We start from the raw sequence: 15,100 nt of genomic DNA, 5'->3' as shown, positions 1-15,100 counted from the left end.
CGAATGTTTGATGCCAACAATATTGCGTGGCGCTGATAAGTCTTAGTCTTATCGACAGTAATAAACTTAGCGATTGGCCAGAATATGCAGAATGGCGCCTGTTACCTGATGGATCCCTCGCGGAATGGGAAGGGATGATCTGGCAAGCGCTGGATCATAAAAAAGCACAGACTCTGTCGTTTGAATGTATCTGCTCATCAGATAGGTCGTTTCTTACAGAGTGCTGATAATGTACAGAACCAATTGATAACGTAGATGAAAAACTTAATTAACATCAAGACAAAATTGAAACAATTCGCAATGGTGATTGTTGTGCATTTGATGCCGTCGCGTGATGATTGTTAATTTTTCACATGCAGGTTGTTATCAGTGAAAAAATAATGCTAAAAAAGAAAATTTTTCACTTTTGAGCGCTGGCTCAAAATAATAGATGAATAAATGTATTGCGTTTAAATAGTTAGCTGATTTTAAGTCTGATTTGCATGGTTTGGCATGGTAAAAACCAGTCATTTAATGCTAAAATTCCGGCCTCAAAATTACTCCAACCAAATAGTGTGAAGAGTAAGTGAATAGGATGTTGCGGTGCTGGTGGCGGATAGAACCGGCTTCGGACGAAGGAAAGTCGTGTCTAATTGCGCAATAGCAAATTTTTTTTCCCGTTAATGTAGTGCAAGTGCGTATGATTACAATAAAAAAGGGTCTGGATATCCCAATTTCAGGGACTCCTACCCAGGCGATAAATGATGGTAAAACCATCACTCGAGTCGCCTTGCTTGGCGAAGAATATGTTGGTATGCGTCCTACAATGCATACTCGCGTAGGGGATGTAGTGAAAAAAGGTCAGGTTCTTTTTGAAGACAAAAAGAATCCAGGCGTTAAATTCACTGCGCCAGCCAGTGGCAAGGTTGCAGAAATCAACCGTGGTGCTAAGCGCGTTCTTCAATCAGTAGTGATTGATATTGAAGGCAACGAGCAAGTTACATTTAACAGCTATGCAGCAGACCAACTCGCTCAACTAGAGCGTTCGGTGATTGTTGAACAGCTTGTTGAGTCTGGTATGTGGACCGCGCTTCGTACGCGCCCTTTCAGCAAGGTGCCTGCCATCGATGCTGAAACTCAGGCTATTTTTGTAACAGCCATTGACACTAACCCTCTAGCTGCTAACCCAGAAGTTGTTATCAACGAGCAAAGTGATGCTTTCGTTGCAGGTCTGACATTACTGTCTCGTCTGACTAACGGTAAAGTACTGGTTTGTAAGTCTGGTGCTAGCCTACCTCGTTCAAATGCCGCAAACATTGAAGAGCACGTATTCAACGGTCCGCACCCAGCAGGCCTTGTAGGTACGCATATTCATACTTTGTTTGGTGCAGATCTGCAGAATGTTGCTTGGCACATCAACTATCAGGACGTGATTGCTTTCGGTAAGCTATTCCTGACGGGTGAACTATTCACTGATCGCGTTGTGGCTCTGGCGGGTCCAGTTGTAAACAACCCTCGTCTAGTGCGTACGCAGATTGGTGCATCTATCGAGCAGCTAGCAGATTCTGAGCTAATGCCTGGTGAGCTACGTATCCTTTCAGGTTCTGTCTTGAATGGTACTAAAGCCGTAGGTCCAGTTGCTTACCTTGGTCGCTACCACCTTCAGGTGTCAGCACTGCGCGAAGGTCGTGAGAAAGAGTTCTTGGGCTGGATTGTTCCAGGTAAAAACAAGTTTTCTGTCACTCGTTCTTTCCTTAGCCAGTTCTTCCCTGGTCAGTTGTTTAACATGACAACAACGACAAATGGTTCTGAACGTGCGATGGTGCCAATCGGTAACTACGAAAGAATTATGCCGCTTGATATCGAGCCGACTCTGCTTCTTCGTGACCTGTGCGCAGGTGATAATGATAGTGCTGCTCAATTGGGTGCACTTGAGCTTGATGAAGAAGATCTAGCGCTATGTACGTTCGTATGTCCAGGTAAGTATGAATTTGGTCCTATGCTACGTCAGTGCCTGGACACAATTGAGAAGGAAGGGTAATTCATGGGTCTCAAGAATTTACTCGAGAAAGTTGAACACCACTTTGAACCAGGTGGTAAGCACGAGAAGTGGTTTGCGCTGTTTGAAGCGTTTGCAACTCTTATGTATACACCGGGTCAGGTGACGCGTTCTGGCTCTCACGTTCGTGATAGCATTGACCTGAAACGTATCATGATCATGGTATGGTTCGCGGTTTTCCCTGCAATGTTCTGGGGTATGTACAACACGGGTCATCAGGCCATTGCTGCACTAAACCACATGTATGTAGGTGAGCAACTAGCTACCATTATTGCAGGCGACTGGCATTACTGGCTAACTCAAATGCTAGGCGGCACCATGTCAGCAGACGCTGGCTGGGGTAGCAAAATGCTACTGGGTGCGACCTATTTCCTTCCTATCTATGCGGTTGTTTTTGCAGTAGGTGGTTTCTGGGAAGTCCTATTCTGTATGGTGCGTAAGCATGAAGTTAACGAAGGTTTCTTTGTTACTTCTATTTTGTTTGCGTTGATCGTACCGCCAACACTACCACTTTGGCAGGCAGCGCTAGGTATCACCTTCGGTGTCGTTGTTGCAAAAGAAATTTTCGGTGGTACTGGTCGTAACTTCCTGAACCCGGCACTTGCAGGCCGTGCATTCCTATTCTTCGCATATCCAGCTCAGATCTCAGGTGATCTAGTTTGGACTGCGGCAGATGGTTTCTCTGGCGCAACGGCACTGAGCCAGTGGGCGCACGGTGGTCAGTCTGCTGTAGTGAATACAGTGAGTGGCAACGCGGTAACGTGGATGGATGCTTTCATCGGTAACATTCCAGGTTCTATCGGCGAAGTGTCTACGCTAGCCATCATCCTGGGTGGTGCGATGCTTGTATTCATGCGTATTGCTTCATGGCGCATCATTGCTGGTACCATGGTGGGTATGGTTGCAACGGCAACACTATTTAACATCATTGGTTCTGATACTAATGCAATGTTTAGCATGCCTTGGCATTGGCACCTAGTTCTAGGTGGCTTCGCATTCGGTATGATGTTCATGGCAACCGACCCAGTGTCTGCATCATTTACTAATAAAGGTAAGTGGTGGTATGGCGCACTTATCGGTGCAATGGCTGTTATGGTACGTGTGATGAACCCTGCGTATCCAGAAGGTATGATGCTAGCAATTCTATTTGCTAACCTATTCGCACCTCTATTTGACAACCTTGTTGTTCAGGGCAATATCAAGCGGAGGCTAGCTCGCCATGTCAAGTAATAACGATAGCATTAAAAAGACGCTAATTGTTGTTGTCGCGCTGAGCCTTGTGTGCTCGATTATCGTATCCGCAGCAGCGGTTGCTTTACGTCCACTTCAGCAGAAAAATGCCGTACTTGATGTGCAGCGTAATATCCTAGCGGTTGCTGGCCTTCTACAAGACGGCACTAATATCCCTGAAGCTTACCAGCAGTTCATTGAACCTAAACTGGTTGACTTAAAAACAGGTGATTTTGTTGCTCAGTCTGAAAAAGGTGTTTCGCCTGCTAACTATAAGCAAAGCGAAGCAGCGAAAGATCCAAGCCAGTCTATTTCTCTATCAGGAGATCAAGACCCAGCGAAGATCATTCGCCGTGCAAACATTGCAACTGTTTATCTTGTGAAAAATGCGAATAATCAAATTGAAAAAGTGATCCTGCCTATCCATGGTAGCGGCCTTTGGTCAATGATGTACGCATTTGTTGCTGTTGAAACCGACGGTAACACCGTAGCGGGTATCACTTACTACCAGCAGGGTGAAACTCCTGGACTTGGTGGCGAGATTGAGAACCCAACATGGCGTGCACAGTTCGTTGGCAAGAAACTGTTCGATGAGAACAACAAGCCAGCTCTTCGTATTGTTAAGGGCGGCGCACCGAAAGGCGATATCTACGGTGTAGATGGCTTGTCTGGTGCAACATTGACAGCGAACGGTGTTCAGCACAGCTTCGACTTCTGGTTGAGTGACATGGGCTTTGGTCCGTTCCTTGCTAAAGTTCGTGGAGGAGAGCTAAACAATGGCTGATACTAAAGAAATGAAAAAGGTCCTGTTTGCGCCGTTTATCGATAATAACCCGATAGCGCTTCAGGTTCTTGGTGTGTGTTCTGCACTGGCAGTAACCACTAAGCTAGAAACAGCTTTCGTAATGACTATAGCGGTAATGTTTGTAACCGCTTTTGCGAACCTGTTTGTTTCTTTAATCCGTAATCACATTCCAAACAGTGTTCGTATCATCGTTCAGATGGCGATTATCGCTTCGTTGGTAATCGTGGTTGACCAGATCCTGAAAGCATATCTGTATGATATTTCTAAACAGCTTTCAGTTTTCGTTGGTCTGATCATCACAAACTGTATCGTAATGGGCCGAGCTGAAGCTTACGCAATGAAATCAGCACCGCTACCATCTTTCCTTGATGGTATCGGTAACGGTTTAGGCTATGGTTTTGTACTGATCACTGTTGGTTTCTTCCGTGAACTATTTGGTACAGGTAAGCTATTCGGTGTAGAAGTGTTGCCGTTAGTGTCTGACGGTGGTTGGTATCAGCCAAACGGTATGATGATTCTAGCACCATCAGCATTCTTCCTGATCGGCTTCATGATCTGGGTAATTCGCACCATCCGTCCAGAACAAATCGAAGCGAAGGAGTAAGGGGAACATGGAACATTATCTAAGCCTTTTTGTTCGTTCGATCTTTATCGAGAACTTGGCACTATCGTTCTTCCTAGGGATGTGTACATTCCTAGCGGTATCGAAAAAAGTGAAAACTTCTTTCGGTCTAGGTGTTGCTGTAACGGTTGTACTTGCAATCTCTGTACCTGCTAACAACCTGATCTACAACTTGCTGTTGAAAGACGGTGCGATTGTTCCGGGTGTTGATCTTAGCTTCCTGAACTTCATCACATTTATCGGTGTGATTGCAGCGCTAGTACAGATCCTGGAAATGGTTCTGGACCGCTTCTTCCCGCCACTGTACAACGCGTTAGGTATTTTCCTGCCATTGATCACAGTTAACTGTGCCATCTTTGGTGGTGTATCTTTCATGGTACAGCGTGATTATAACTTTACTGAATCAGTTGTTTACGGCATTGGTTCAGGTATTGGTTGGACGTTGGCCATCGTTGCACTTGCGGGTATCCGTGAGAAGATGAAGTACTCTGATGTACCTGCAGGCCTACGTGGTCTGGGTATTACATTTATCACCGTTGGTCTAATGGCGTTGGGCTTTATGTCCTTCTCCGGTGTTCAGCTGTAATCAGGATAATAAGGAATAATTAATGGATATTATTCTTGGCGTAGTCATGTTCACCCTGATTATTCTAGCTCTAGTTTTAGTGATCCTATTCGCTAAATCTAAGCTGGTACCATCAGGTGACATTACTATCTCAGTAAATGGCGACCCAGAAAAAGCGATTACAACCGCTGCGGGTAGCAAACTGCTTAATGCACTTTCAGCAAACGGCATCTTCGTTTCGTCTGCTTGCGGTGGCGGTGGTTCATGTGGTCAGTGCCGCGTGAAAGTCAAATCTGGCGGCGGTGATATTCTGCCTACAGAACTTGATCACATCACCAAAGGTGAAGCGCGTGAAGGTGAGCGTCTGGCGTGTCAGGTAAATGTAAAAACTGACATGGACATTGAGCTACCAGAAGAAATCTTCGGTGTTAAGAAGTGGGAATGTACCGTTCTTTCTAACAACAACGAAGCAACCTTCATCAAAGAGCTTGTACTTCAGATCCCTGAAGGTGAAGAAGTACCGTTCCGTGCGGGTGGTTACATTCAGATTGAAGCTGAACCGCATCACATTAAATACGCTGATTTCGATGTTCCTGAAGAATATCGTGGTGACTGGGACAAGTTTAACCTGTTCCGTTACGAGTCAATCGTTAAAGAGCATTCAATCCGTGCTTACTCTATGGCGTCATACCCAGATGAGAAAGGCCTGATTAAGCTTAACGTGCGTATTGCAACGCCGCCGCCGAATAACCCAGATGTGCCACCAGGCGTAATGTCATCTTACATTTGGTCTCTGAAACCAGGTGATAAGTGTACAATTTCTGGTCCATTTGGTGAGTTCTTCGCGAAAGATACTGATAATGAAATGGTATTTATTGGCGGTGGTGCTGGTATGGCGCCAATGCGTTCTCATATCTTTGACCAGCTTCTACGCCTTAAATCTAAGCGTAAGATGACATACTGGTACGGTGCGCGTTCTAAGCGTGAAATGTTCTATATTGAAGATTTCGATACCCTAGCGGCGGACAATGAGAACTTTGAATGGCATGTAGCGCTGTCGGATCCACTTCCAGAAGATAACTGGGATGGTTACACCGGCTTCATTCACAATGTGATTTACGAGAACTACTTACGTGATCACGAAGCACCAGAAGATTGTGAATACTACATGTGTGGTCCACCGATGATGAACGCAGCTGTTATCGGCATGCTGAAAGATCTCGGTGTTGAAGACGAAAACATCCTACTGGATGACTTCGGTGGCTAAGTAGCCATGACCCGTTAAAAATTGGCTGGCTCTGTATAGAGTCAGCCTTTTTTCGTAATAAACGTGGAGTAATTCCACAAATGATATGGGTGTATTGCTGCTCATATCGACGGTATTAAAAGTCTTTCATTTAAGGAGTTGTTAGATGAAGACGTTTCTAAATCGAGCATTGATGATGCTCGTTCTGGCATTTACGCTGTCAGCGTGTAGCGATCAGCGTGAGTTGATCCACCTTAATGGCTCGACCATGGGTACCTATTATTCGATTAAGTTGATTAAGCAGGAAGGCTTACCTTCTGCTGCGGATCTTCAGACAGAAATTGATCGCCGACTAGAGTTGGTAAATGATCAGATGTCGACTTACCGTAAGCATTCCGAGCTCAGCCAATTTAATCAACACCGTTCAAGTGCACCGTTTGAAGTATCCGCGGATACGGCAAAAGTGGTGACTGAAGCACTTCGCATCTCGAAATTAACAGATGGAGCGCTGGACGTTACGGTTGGCCCGATTGTCAACCTGTGGAGTTTCGGCCCTGAAGCGCGCCCAGAGAAAATGCCGACAGATGAGGAGCTGGCCGAGCGGCGTAAAGAAGTGGGTATCGAGCATTTGAGTGTCAACGGTAAGCGCTTAATTAAAGATATTCCGGATCTGTATGTTGACCTGTCTTCTATTGCTAAAGGCTTTGGTGTGGATGTGGTTGCGGACTATTTTGATGAGCTTGGCGTAAAAGACTATCTGGTTGAAATCGGTGGTGAATTGCGTATTAAAGGCAATAATCAGGAAGGCGTGCCTTGGCGTATTGCGATTGAAAAACCAACAGAAGACGGTAGTCGTGCGGTGCAAGAAGTGATTGAACCGGGTAACATGGCTGTGGCAACATCGGGTGATTATCGGAACTATTTTGAAGAAAATGGTGTTCGTTACTCACACCTGATTGATCCTAAACGTGGTATGCCAATTTCCAACCATGTGGTATCCGTGACGGTGTTGCGCCCATCGTGTATGACAGCTGATGCATTAGCGACAGCTTTTTCCGTGATGGGAGAAGAACAAGCACTTGCTTTAGCCAATCAGCAAAATATACCTGTGCTGATGATCGTAAGTACTGATCAGGGCTTTAAGGAATTTGCCTCTGATGCTTTTGTTCCATACATGAAACAGAAATAGAGAATGATTAATGGTTATTTATCTGACAACCTTTGCGGTTTTCTTACTGGTTATTGCGGCAATGGCGGTAGGCTATATTTTCCAGCGTAAAACCGTGAGTGGCAGTTGCGGTGGCCTTGATGGCATCGGTATTGCGAAAGAGTGCGATTGCCCAGAGCCGTGTGATGCCCGTTTGAAGCGTGAAGCACGCGCAGCACGCCAGGCTGAATGGAAAAAGAACCAAATCCTGTAATCCCGCTGTTACTGTGTTAAAAGCCCGGCAGAGTCCGGGCTTTGTTGTCTCTGGTGGTTCTCCCCTTCACAGTTGGTGTCTCTCCCTCTATAATAACTACTGTATAAAAAAACAGCCCCTAGTGATGAACCGTAATGTCTATTTACCCGCTTAGCCCAGTCCATGCCGGGCAGAAAAAAATCATTCATGTTGATATGGATTGTTTTTTTGCGGCGGTAGAAATGCGTGATAACCCCGCATTACGAGATATCCCTATTGCGATTGGTGGCCGCTCAGAGCAGCGCGGCGTTATCAGTACTTGTAATTACTTAGCGCGCAAATATGGCGTACGTTCAGCGATGCCGACCGCGAAAGCCTTACAGCTTTGCCCGCACCTTACGGTTGTTGCTGGTAGGATGGCGGTTTATCGCGAGGTCTCACAGCAAATACGGGCTATCTTCCAACGCTATACCGATAAAATTGAGCCGTTGTCATTGGATGAGGCGTATTTGGATGTCACTGATTGTGAAATGCTGCATGGTTCCGCAACGCTGATTGCTGAAGACATCCGCAGGGCGATCCGTGACGAGCTGAACTTAACAGCATCTGCAGGTATCGCCTCCGTAAAATTCATTGCTAAAATAGCCTCTGATCTGAATAAGCCTGATGGTCAGTATGTGGTGACACCGGATCAAATCCCGGCATTTGTTGATGATCTGAAACTTGAAAAAATTCCCGGCGTGGGAAAAGTGACGATTCAGAAGTTACATGAAAAAGGGCTCTATCTAGGACGGGATGTACAACATTACGATCGCCATCTCTTGTTGCAACAGTTTGGTAAATTTGGTCAGTCACTGTGGTCGCGGGCTCATGGGATTGATGAACGTGAAGTCGTGGTGGAGCGGGAACGGAAATCGGTTGGGGTCGAGCGCACGTTTACAACCAATATCAGTCGCTATGATCAGTGCTGGGATGTGATAGAGCGGCTCTATCCGGAATTAGAAAAACGGCTTAAGCGGGTACGCCCCGAGTTGAACATTGCTAAGCAAGGGGTCAAATTGAAGTTCGCTGACTTTCAACAGACGACAGTGGAGCATACTCAGCCAACGTTGGATAAGCAGCAGTTTATTGGATTACTGCAAGAAGCCCTGACCAGACAGAAAGATCGAGAAATTCGTCTGATTGGTATTAGTGTCGGGCTGGAGTCAGGTACAAAAGCTAAACAGCTTTCTTTTGAGGGGTTTTGATAAGAGCGGAAGAGCAAAAGCGGACCTATGACCCTAAGGTCCTATGGGTAAGAGCAAGATCTAGGAACGGGTTTCTAGGGACGAGTTTCGAGGAAGAGCAGGTTAAGAGCGGAAGGGCAAGAGCCTATGTGTAAGACTAAGGGCGGTTGAGCGGGGTTTAAGGGGCAAGTTTCTAGGAAGAGCGGAATAATAAGGATTGGTATCAGTTAAAATCCCCCCGAAAGGGCAGGGGGATGGCATAGAAAAGACAGGGAGAAGCCTATTTTTTCATGTCTGATTTTATTTAGAAACGGTAACCCAGGCCTAAGGTAAATGTACTTGCATCGTAATGACTGCTAAATGGTACGTATTCATATCCGGCATCAATAACCAAATGATTTGTCACGTTTGCCTGTACACCAAGGCCCGCTGATAACATTGCTTCATCACGTGGTTTGTATGTTTTATTCGTTTTTTTGTTTTCAATTTCAACAAAATAATCAGCATAGCCAACAGTGCTGTAAACGCTGAATATCGGGCTCAGGCGATAAACGGGTCCCAGAGAAAGAGAGCCATACCCGTAAGTGGTCGTTTCTGTTGTTACAAGCGTTCCATTGCCCATATCAGCATAAGACTTGTCATGGCTACGTCCTGTAATTGTCGCTGATGCGATAAAACCTAAACACGCACCACTGTCATAGCGGTATTTAAGGTTCAAACCGTACAGATTTTCAGGCGCGGTATCTAGCTGTGTTTGCGCGACGCCGACAGCCAACGTATGCTCGGCAGCCATTGCCGATGTAGAAAGAGAAACGGCAGTAATAGCGGCAAGAATGATATGTTGTGCTTTTTTCATTATTTTTCTGGTCTAATTACATGAACTTTTAAACGAGGCCACGAATACTCGCACATCAGTACTATTTAGTGCAACTTATTGAATTTATTGATAAGTATTTGTTCTATTAGTGCGAGGTAATTGAACGGTTTGGCTGAAACTTAAACCGCGCTCACAAAAAAGCGAGTTCCAATGGCTTAGAAACTCGCTTTTTATCTTGTTACTCGTCCCTTAAGACTCGTAACTTATATATCGCTCTTCGCGTTTACGCTTTTACCGGAATATTTTTCAGGATCGCGACCATTTGCTCCCAGAACAGGGCAACAGTTTCAATCTGTACTTTCTCATCCGGTGAGTGTGGGAACTTGATGGTTGGGCCGAAAGAGATCATATCCATTTCTGGGTATGGTTCTTTGAACAGGCCACACTCAAGACCCGCGTGGATCACCATGATGTTCGGTACACGACCGTAGATGCCTTCGTACGTCTCACGGAACAAATGCATTACTTCTGAATCAGCATCCGGTTTCCAGCCTGGGTAAGCACCAGCGAATGCGCAGTTAGCGCCAGCTAGTGAAGCCACTGCTTTTAGCATGCCTTCAACATTACTACGACCAGAATCGATCAGTGAACGGATCAGGCACAACACGGTAATTTTGTCCGCTTCAGTGGTGATCACGCCGACGTTCAGTGATGTTTCTACTACACCTTCGATGTCATCACTCATGCGGATCACACCATTCGGGCAAGCGTTAAGCATTGCAATGAAACGCTGCTGATCGGCTTGTGCTAACACACCCGTAGCGGCTTCAACGTGTTCAACAAACACGTTGATATCAGTTTCCACACGGCCAAGTTCTACATTGAGCAACTCTTGATAGTGGGCAAATAGCTCGCTAAGTTTATCCATGTTCGCTGCTGGTAAGGCGACGATGGCATTGGCTTCACGAGGAATAGCATTGCGAAGGCTACCACCAGTGAACGTATTCAAGCGAAGTCCCAGCTCTTCAGCATGGCCAAACAGGAAGCGACCCAGGATCTTGTTTGCATTGCCACGGCCAGTGTGAATATCACAACCAGAGTGGCCGCCTTTTAGGCCTTTAACGACTAGCTTTACGGTTTGGTAGTCAGTAGGTAGCGCCTCGCGGCTAATGTCTAGAGTCAGCGCGCTGTCAACACCGCCCGCACAGCCCATGTAGACCTCACCTTCTTGCTCAGAATCGGTGTTCAGAAGAATATCCCCTTCAAGCCAACCCGCTTGTAGGCCAAAGGCACCCGTCATGCCCGCTTCTTCGTCAATGGTCAGTAGGACTTCTAGTGGGCCATGCTCAATATCTTTTGAAGCCAATACCGCAAGACATGCAGCCATGCCCATTCCGTTATCAGCGCCAAGGGTTGTACCCATTGCTGTCACCCACTCGCCATCTATGTATGGTTTGATTGGGTCTGTCTCGAAATCGTGTTCAGTGTCTTCGTTTTTCTGCGGCACCATATCGATATGCGCTTGTAGTACTACGCCTTTACGGTTTTCCATCCCCGGTGTCGCGGGTTTCTTGATGAATACATTACCCACATCATCACGGCGAACGTCAAGGCCTTCGTTTTGTGCAAAGCTGATGATGTGCTGGGCAAGTAGCTCTTCATGCTTTGATGGATGAGGGATTGAACAGATTTGATCGAAGAATTGCCACACCGGCTGGGGTGACAGTTGACTGATTTCAGACACAGCAGTCTCCTTTATAAACTTTTGGTCTTGTGCGATTTGTTAGCTGAATATTAACGTTGATGCCAATATTTACAGCATTTTTATCTATCGCGATTAACCTCAGGATACCACCGAGCCAGAAACGGTAACAGTGAAATATTATAATCAGCAATGTGAGTTATGCTGATTTCAGTAATCTCGCAACCGTATGGTTTTGGTCGTTAATTGCCTTTATTAGAGTATGAATTGGGATTAATTGCTGAATGGGTATTTGTATATGCTAAGTTGGAATATAAAAGGCCGTCAAGGTGTAATAAAATTACATAAAGTGCTATTTAATGCCAAAATTAACCAATAAATGTGATGTAGTTAAAGAAAATGATTGAAAGTTTATTACGAAAGGGCTATAGTTTAACCATCTTCAGAGTTGAAGATGAATGACATAACAAACGCTCTAGGATGAGCCCGAGATATCGCCTCCAAGGAACCGAGATTAAGTCAGGCCGTCACGGCTGAGCACTATTGTTTATGTGTTTTAATAGCTTAATATTTATGGTGATAAAAATGAAAGTATTTGAATCTGTAGCAAAATTTTGGAATAACCGTTCTGTTTATACTGGTAATTTCCAATACCCGAGTTCATTCGGTTACTAATTTTTGATGCCTTGCTTGGTGCAGTAAATGGACTAGGCAGGGTATGTAAGCAAGATTGTTCATCCCCCTTAATTTGAGAATTCTGATAACCGCATTTCGGTTATAGTCACATTCTTATCGCCACTTCATTTTGGAGTGGCGTTTTTTTTTATCTTTCTATTCCTATTCCTCTTTTCGATGTTGTTCTTGTGGTGCTGTGATATCCCCCGACGATATCGTTCAGTAAGTATTAAATGTTAGGCCTATCGGGCTGATATTAACGTTTGCGTAGCATGTTAGATGTGGCATAAGCCCAAATTAACACCATTGTGATAATCATATAACTTATTGATATATATTGACTTCGAGTGTAACGAATGATTCGCCAGTTGTTTTTTTATCCGATTGTTCCCATTCTTTACTGATAATCACGTTATTTTCTGGAATTTCAGGGGGGGCAAGCATATAATCGGCCCCCGAAAATAGAGCGCGCAATCGTTTTCTATTTTGGTTTTTTCAGTGAGGTGTGGAAGAGGATCATGAGTCTGCTTCGGCACTTTTTGTAAATTACAGTTGCATACCATCTCCAAGGAATCGAGAGCAATGCTTGAGAAACTATTCAAACTCAAAGAGCACGGAACAGATGTACGAACAGAGCTTTTAGCTGGCCTGACGACCTTTTTGACGATGGCTTATATCATCTTTGTTAACCCGACGATGCTGTCGACAACAGGGATGGATCAGGGCGCAGTATTTGTTGCAACCTGTCTGGCTGCCATGGTTGGCTGTTTTATTATGGGTTTTGTGGCTAATTACCCGGTAGCTCAAGCCCCGGGTATGGGTTTGAATGCCTTTTTCACTTATGGCGTTGTCCTTGGTATGGGACACACATGGCAAGTGGCGCTGGCAGCTGTTTTCTTGTCTGGATTGTGTTTTATAGCGCTAAGTGTATTGAAAGTGCGGGAGTGGGTGATTAACGCAATCCCACACTCACTGCGTATCGGTATTTCAGCGGGTATTGGTTTATTCCTCGCGTTTATCGCACTGCAGAGCTCAGGCATTGTGGTTGATAACCCAGCAACACTGGTTCAGGTTGGCGATTTTACTAGCCTTCCTACTGCGTTGGCAGCACTGGGGTTCTTTTTGACGATTGCATTGGTCCACCGTGGTTATAAAGCCGCAGTACTGATTGCCATTCTGGTTATCACGGCACTTGGGATTCTGTTTGGTGATGTACAGTACAATGGTATTATGTCGATGCCACCGAGTATTGCGCCAACATTTATGCAGATGGATTTATCTGGCGCAATGGAAGTGAGTATGATTTCTATTGTGTTCGCTTTTTTGTTTGTCGATTTATTTGATACGGCGGGTACATTAGTCGGCGTTGCGACTAAAGCGGATTTACTGGATAAAGACGGTAAGCTGCCACGTCTGAATCGTGCACTTTTAGCTGATAGTACGGCAACCTCGGTGGGGGCAGTATTGGGTACATCAAATACCACCTCATTTGTTGAAAGTGTGTCAGGGGTTGCCGTTGGCGGTCGAACTGGCCTGACTGCCGTGACCGTTGGTGTTCTTTTCTTACTGGCGCTATTTTTTGCTCCGCTAGCCGGCATGGTACCTGCATATGCAACCGCTGGCGCGTTATTTTATGTGGCCATCCTGATGATGTCGGGTTTGGTGAGCATTGACTGGCGCGACTTAACAGAAGCAGCACCCGTAGTTGTAGTTTGCCTGCTGATGCCGTTAACATATTCGATTGCTGAGGGTATTGGCCTTGGCTTTATTACCTATGCTGCTGTCAAAGTGATGAGTGGTAAAGGACGCGATATAAATATCAGTGTATGGGTTATTGCGACGCTATTTCTTGCTAAAATAATCTTTCTATAACAGTTTATAAATACACCCAGCGGTATAGCCGCTGATTCAGAGGTTCATCGTATATGAGTAATAAGTTCATCATCACATGGGATAACATGCAAATGTATACCCGCCAGCTTGCAGAAAAGCTGCTTCCAGCTGAACAATGGACAGGCATCATTGCTGTTAGTCGTGGTGGTCTAGTCCCTGCTGCGATTCTGGCTCGTGAACTTGGTATTCGTCACATTGATACGGTTTGTATCTCTAGTTATGACCATGATCACCAGCGTGAAATGAAAGTGCTGAAGCAAGCTGACGGCGACGGTGAAGGATTCATTGTTGTTGATGATCTGGTTGATACTGGCGGAACTGCAGAGTTGATCCGTAAAATGTATCCAAAAGCAAAATTTGTCACTGTGTGTGCTAAGCCTGCAGGTAAGCATTTGGTTGATGACTATGTTGTTGATATCCCTCAGGATACATGGATTGAGCAGCCGTGGGATATGGCTATTACATACGTTGATCCAATCGCGAAACAATAAGTATTGCGAGAGTGCACGATAAATGAAAGGAGCCTTTGGGCTCCTTTTTTTGTTTGCCCAGCGAAGCTGGCAAACCCGTCAGGTTGCAAGAAACCTGAATCACCCCGACTGAGGGGAAGATAATCCGAATCGCAAGGGCGTTGCTGGCCAACGGCAGGGTCTGAAGGAAGCGATAGGAAGTTAACAGTACACAACGAAAGTGAACCTGATTCGGCAGTCTAGGTGGGTAAGCGTGCAAAATAACGCAAAGCCCCATACTCAGTCAGACCTATGCGTCTGAAGGAAGCGATAGGAAGTTAACAGTACACAACGAAAGTGAACCTGATTCGGCAGTCTAGGTGGGTAAGCGTGCAAAATAACGCAAAGCCCCATACTCAGTCAGACCTATGC

15 protein-coding genes are annotated in these 15,100 nt (G+C 45.5%); 12 read left to right on the top strand and 3 right to left on the bottom strand.

Annotated elements, in window-relative coordinates:
• Positions 1–66 precede the first annotated feature (66 nt).
• Positions 67–198, bottom strand: a complete 132-nt coding sequence (locus L4D12_RS10035; RefSeq protein WP_428447699.1) for a hypothetical protein — start codon at positions 196–198, stop codon at positions 67–69.
• Positions 199–679: 481 nt separating this feature from the next.
• On the opposite strand from L4D12_RS10035, the gene L4D12_RS10030 reads away from it, so the two are divergent.
• From L4D12_RS10030 to dinB, 9 genes are all read left to right on the top strand, one after another.
• Positions 680–2,020 (top strand): Na(+)-translocating NADH-quinone reductase subunit A, encoded by a 1,341-nt coding sequence (locus L4D12_RS10030; RefSeq protein WP_428447698.1) that lies wholly within the window; start codon positions 680–682, stop codon positions 2,018–2,020.
• 3 nt (positions 2,021–2,023) lie between these two features.
• Complete coding sequence (locus tag L4D12_RS10025) at positions 2,024–3,268, top strand: NADH:ubiquinone reductase (Na(+)-transporting) subunit B (RefSeq protein ID WP_428447697.1); 1,245 nt, start codon at positions 2,024–2,026, stop codon at positions 3,266–3,268.
• Positions 3,258–4,052, top strand: a complete 795-nt coding sequence (locus tag L4D12_RS10020) for a Na(+)-translocating NADH-quinone reductase subunit C (protein ID WP_428447696.1) — start codon at positions 3,258–3,260, stop codon at positions 4,050–4,052. Before L4D12_RS10025 ends, L4D12_RS10020 begins: the two co-directional genes overlap by 11 nt.
• Positions 4,045–4,677, top strand: coding sequence for an NADH:ubiquinone reductase (Na(+)-transporting) subunit D (locus L4D12_RS10015; protein ID WP_428447695.1), 633 nt, complete (start codon positions 4,045–4,047; stop codon positions 4,675–4,677). The genes L4D12_RS10020 and L4D12_RS10015 overlap by 8 nt, the downstream gene beginning before the upstream one ends.
• 7 nt (positions 4,678–4,684) lie before the next feature.
• On the top strand, positions 4,685–5,281 hold the full coding sequence (nqrE, locus tag L4D12_RS10010) for an NADH:ubiquinone reductase (Na(+)-transporting) subunit E (protein ID WP_428447694.1): 597 nt from the start codon (positions 4,685–4,687) through the stop codon (positions 5,279–5,281).
• Between the two features lie 22 nt (positions 5,282–5,303).
• The gene (gene nqrF / locus L4D12_RS10005; RefSeq protein ID WP_428447693.1) at positions 5,304–6,527 is read left to right on the top strand and encodes an NADH:ubiquinone reductase (Na(+)-transporting) subunit F; all 1,224 of its coding nucleotides are present in this window, start codon (positions 5,304–5,306) and stop codon (positions 6,525–6,527) included.
• 172 nt (positions 6,528–6,699) lie between these two features.
• Complete coding sequence (locus L4D12_RS10000) at positions 6,700–7,695, top strand: FAD:protein FMN transferase (RefSeq protein WP_428447799.1); 996 nt, start codon at positions 6,700–6,702, stop codon at positions 7,693–7,695.
• Between the two features lie 10 nt (positions 7,696–7,705).
• A complete protein-coding gene (nqrM, locus tag L4D12_RS09995; RefSeq protein ID WP_428447692.1) occupies positions 7,706–7,927 on the top strand; it encodes a (Na+)-NQR maturation NqrM in 222 nt (73 codons plus the stop codon).
• Between the two features lie 134 nt (positions 7,928–8,061).
• Entirely contained in the window at positions 8,062–9,153 is a 1,092-nt protein-coding gene (gene dinB / locus L4D12_RS09990) for a DNA polymerase IV (protein WP_428447691.1), read from the top strand.
• Between the two features lie 283 nt (positions 9,154–9,436).
• Here dinB and L4D12_RS09985 read toward each other — a convergent pair whose 3' ends face one another.
• On the bottom strand, positions 9,437–9,988 hold the full coding sequence (locus L4D12_RS09985; RefSeq protein WP_428447690.1) for an Ail/Lom family outer membrane beta-barrel protein: 552 nt from the start codon (positions 9,986–9,988) through the stop codon (positions 9,437–9,439).
• Between the two features lie 244 nt (positions 9,989–10,232).
• Positions 10,233–11,693, bottom strand: coding sequence for an aminoacyl-histidine dipeptidase (locus L4D12_RS09980; RefSeq protein ID WP_428447689.1), 1,461 nt, complete (start codon positions 11,691–11,693; stop codon positions 10,233–10,235).
• Between the two features lie 507 nt (positions 11,694–12,200).
• Between L4D12_RS09980 and vcdP the strand changes: the two genes are divergently transcribed.
• The 3 genes from vcdP (at position 12,201) to gpt (ending at position 14,710) form a co-directional block, all read left to right on the top strand.
• Complete coding sequence (vcdP, locus tag L4D12_RS25550; protein ID WP_489685949.1) at positions 12,201–12,326, top strand: small protein VcdP; 126 nt, start codon at positions 12,201–12,203, stop codon at positions 12,324–12,326.
• Positions 12,327–12,908: 582 nt separating this feature from the next.
• Positions 12,909–14,198 (top strand): NCS2 family permease, encoded by a 1,290-nt coding sequence (locus L4D12_RS09975; RefSeq protein ID WP_428447688.1) that lies wholly within the window; start codon positions 12,909–12,911, stop codon positions 14,196–14,198.
• A 53-nt stretch (positions 14,199–14,251) separates the two neighbouring features.
• The gene (gene gpt, locus L4D12_RS09970; protein WP_428447687.1) at positions 14,252–14,710 is read left to right on the top strand and encodes a xanthine phosphoribosyltransferase; all 459 of its coding nucleotides are present in this window, start codon (positions 14,252–14,254) and stop codon (positions 14,708–14,710) included.
• Positions 14,711–15,100 lie beyond the last annotated feature (390 nt).

Origin of the sequence: Photobacterium nomapromontoriensis (assembly GCF_050336815.1) — a bacterium.
GTDB lineage: Bacteria > Pseudomonadota > Gammaproteobacteria > Enterobacterales > Vibrionaceae > Photobacterium > Photobacterium nomapromontoriensis.
Note: the sequence above shows the minus strand (reverse complement) of the source record. Positions and strands in the feature narration are given on the sequence as shown.

Bases quoted from the DNA above. Each gene is read 5' to 3' on its own strand.
- L4D12_RS10035 (WP_428447699.1), bottom strand. From the start codon at position 198: ATGAGCAGATACATTCAAACGACAGAGTCTGTGCTTTTTTATGATCCA.
- L4D12_RS10030 (WP_428447698.1), top strand. From the start codon at position 680: ATGATTACAATAAAAAAGGGTCTGGATATCCCAATTTCAGGGACTCCT.
- L4D12_RS10025 (WP_428447697.1), top strand. From the start codon at position 2,024: ATGGGTCTCAAGAATTTACTCGAGAAAGTTGAACACCACTTTGAACCA.
- L4D12_RS10020 (WP_428447696.1), top strand. From the start codon at position 3,258: ATGTCAAGTAATAACGATAGCATTAAAAAGACGCTAATTGTTGTTGTC.
- L4D12_RS10015 (WP_428447695.1), top strand. From the start codon at position 4,045: ATGGCTGATACTAAAGAAATGAAAAAGGTCCTGTTTGCGCCGTTTATC.
- nqrE (WP_428447694.1), top strand. From the start codon at position 4,685: ATGGAACATTATCTAAGCCTTTTTGTTCGTTCGATCTTTATCGAGAAC.
- nqrF (WP_428447693.1), top strand. From the start codon at position 5,304: ATGGATATTATTCTTGGCGTAGTCATGTTCACCCTGATTATTCTAGCT.
- L4D12_RS10000 (WP_428447799.1), top strand. From the start codon at position 6,700: ATGATGCTCGTTCTGGCATTTACGCTGTCAGCGTGTAGCGATCAGCGT.
- nqrM (WP_428447692.1), top strand. From the start codon at position 7,706: ATGGTTATTTATCTGACAACCTTTGCGGTTTTCTTACTGGTTATTGCG.
- dinB (WP_428447691.1), top strand. From the start codon at position 8,062: ATGTCTATTTACCCGCTTAGCCCAGTCCATGCCGGGCAGAAAAAAATC.
- L4D12_RS09985 (WP_428447690.1), bottom strand. From the start codon at position 9,988: ATGAAAAAAGCACAACATATCATTCTTGCCGCTATTACTGCCGTTTCT.
- vcdP (WP_489685949.1), top strand. From the start codon at position 12,201: ATGTGTTTTAATAGCTTAATATTTATGGTGATAAAAATGAAAGTATTT.
- L4D12_RS09975 (WP_428447688.1), top strand. From the start codon at position 12,909: ATGCTTGAGAAACTATTCAAACTCAAAGAGCACGGAACAGATGTACGA.
- gpt (WP_428447687.1), top strand. From the start codon at position 14,252: ATGAGTAATAAGTTCATCATCACATGGGATAACATGCAAATGTATACC.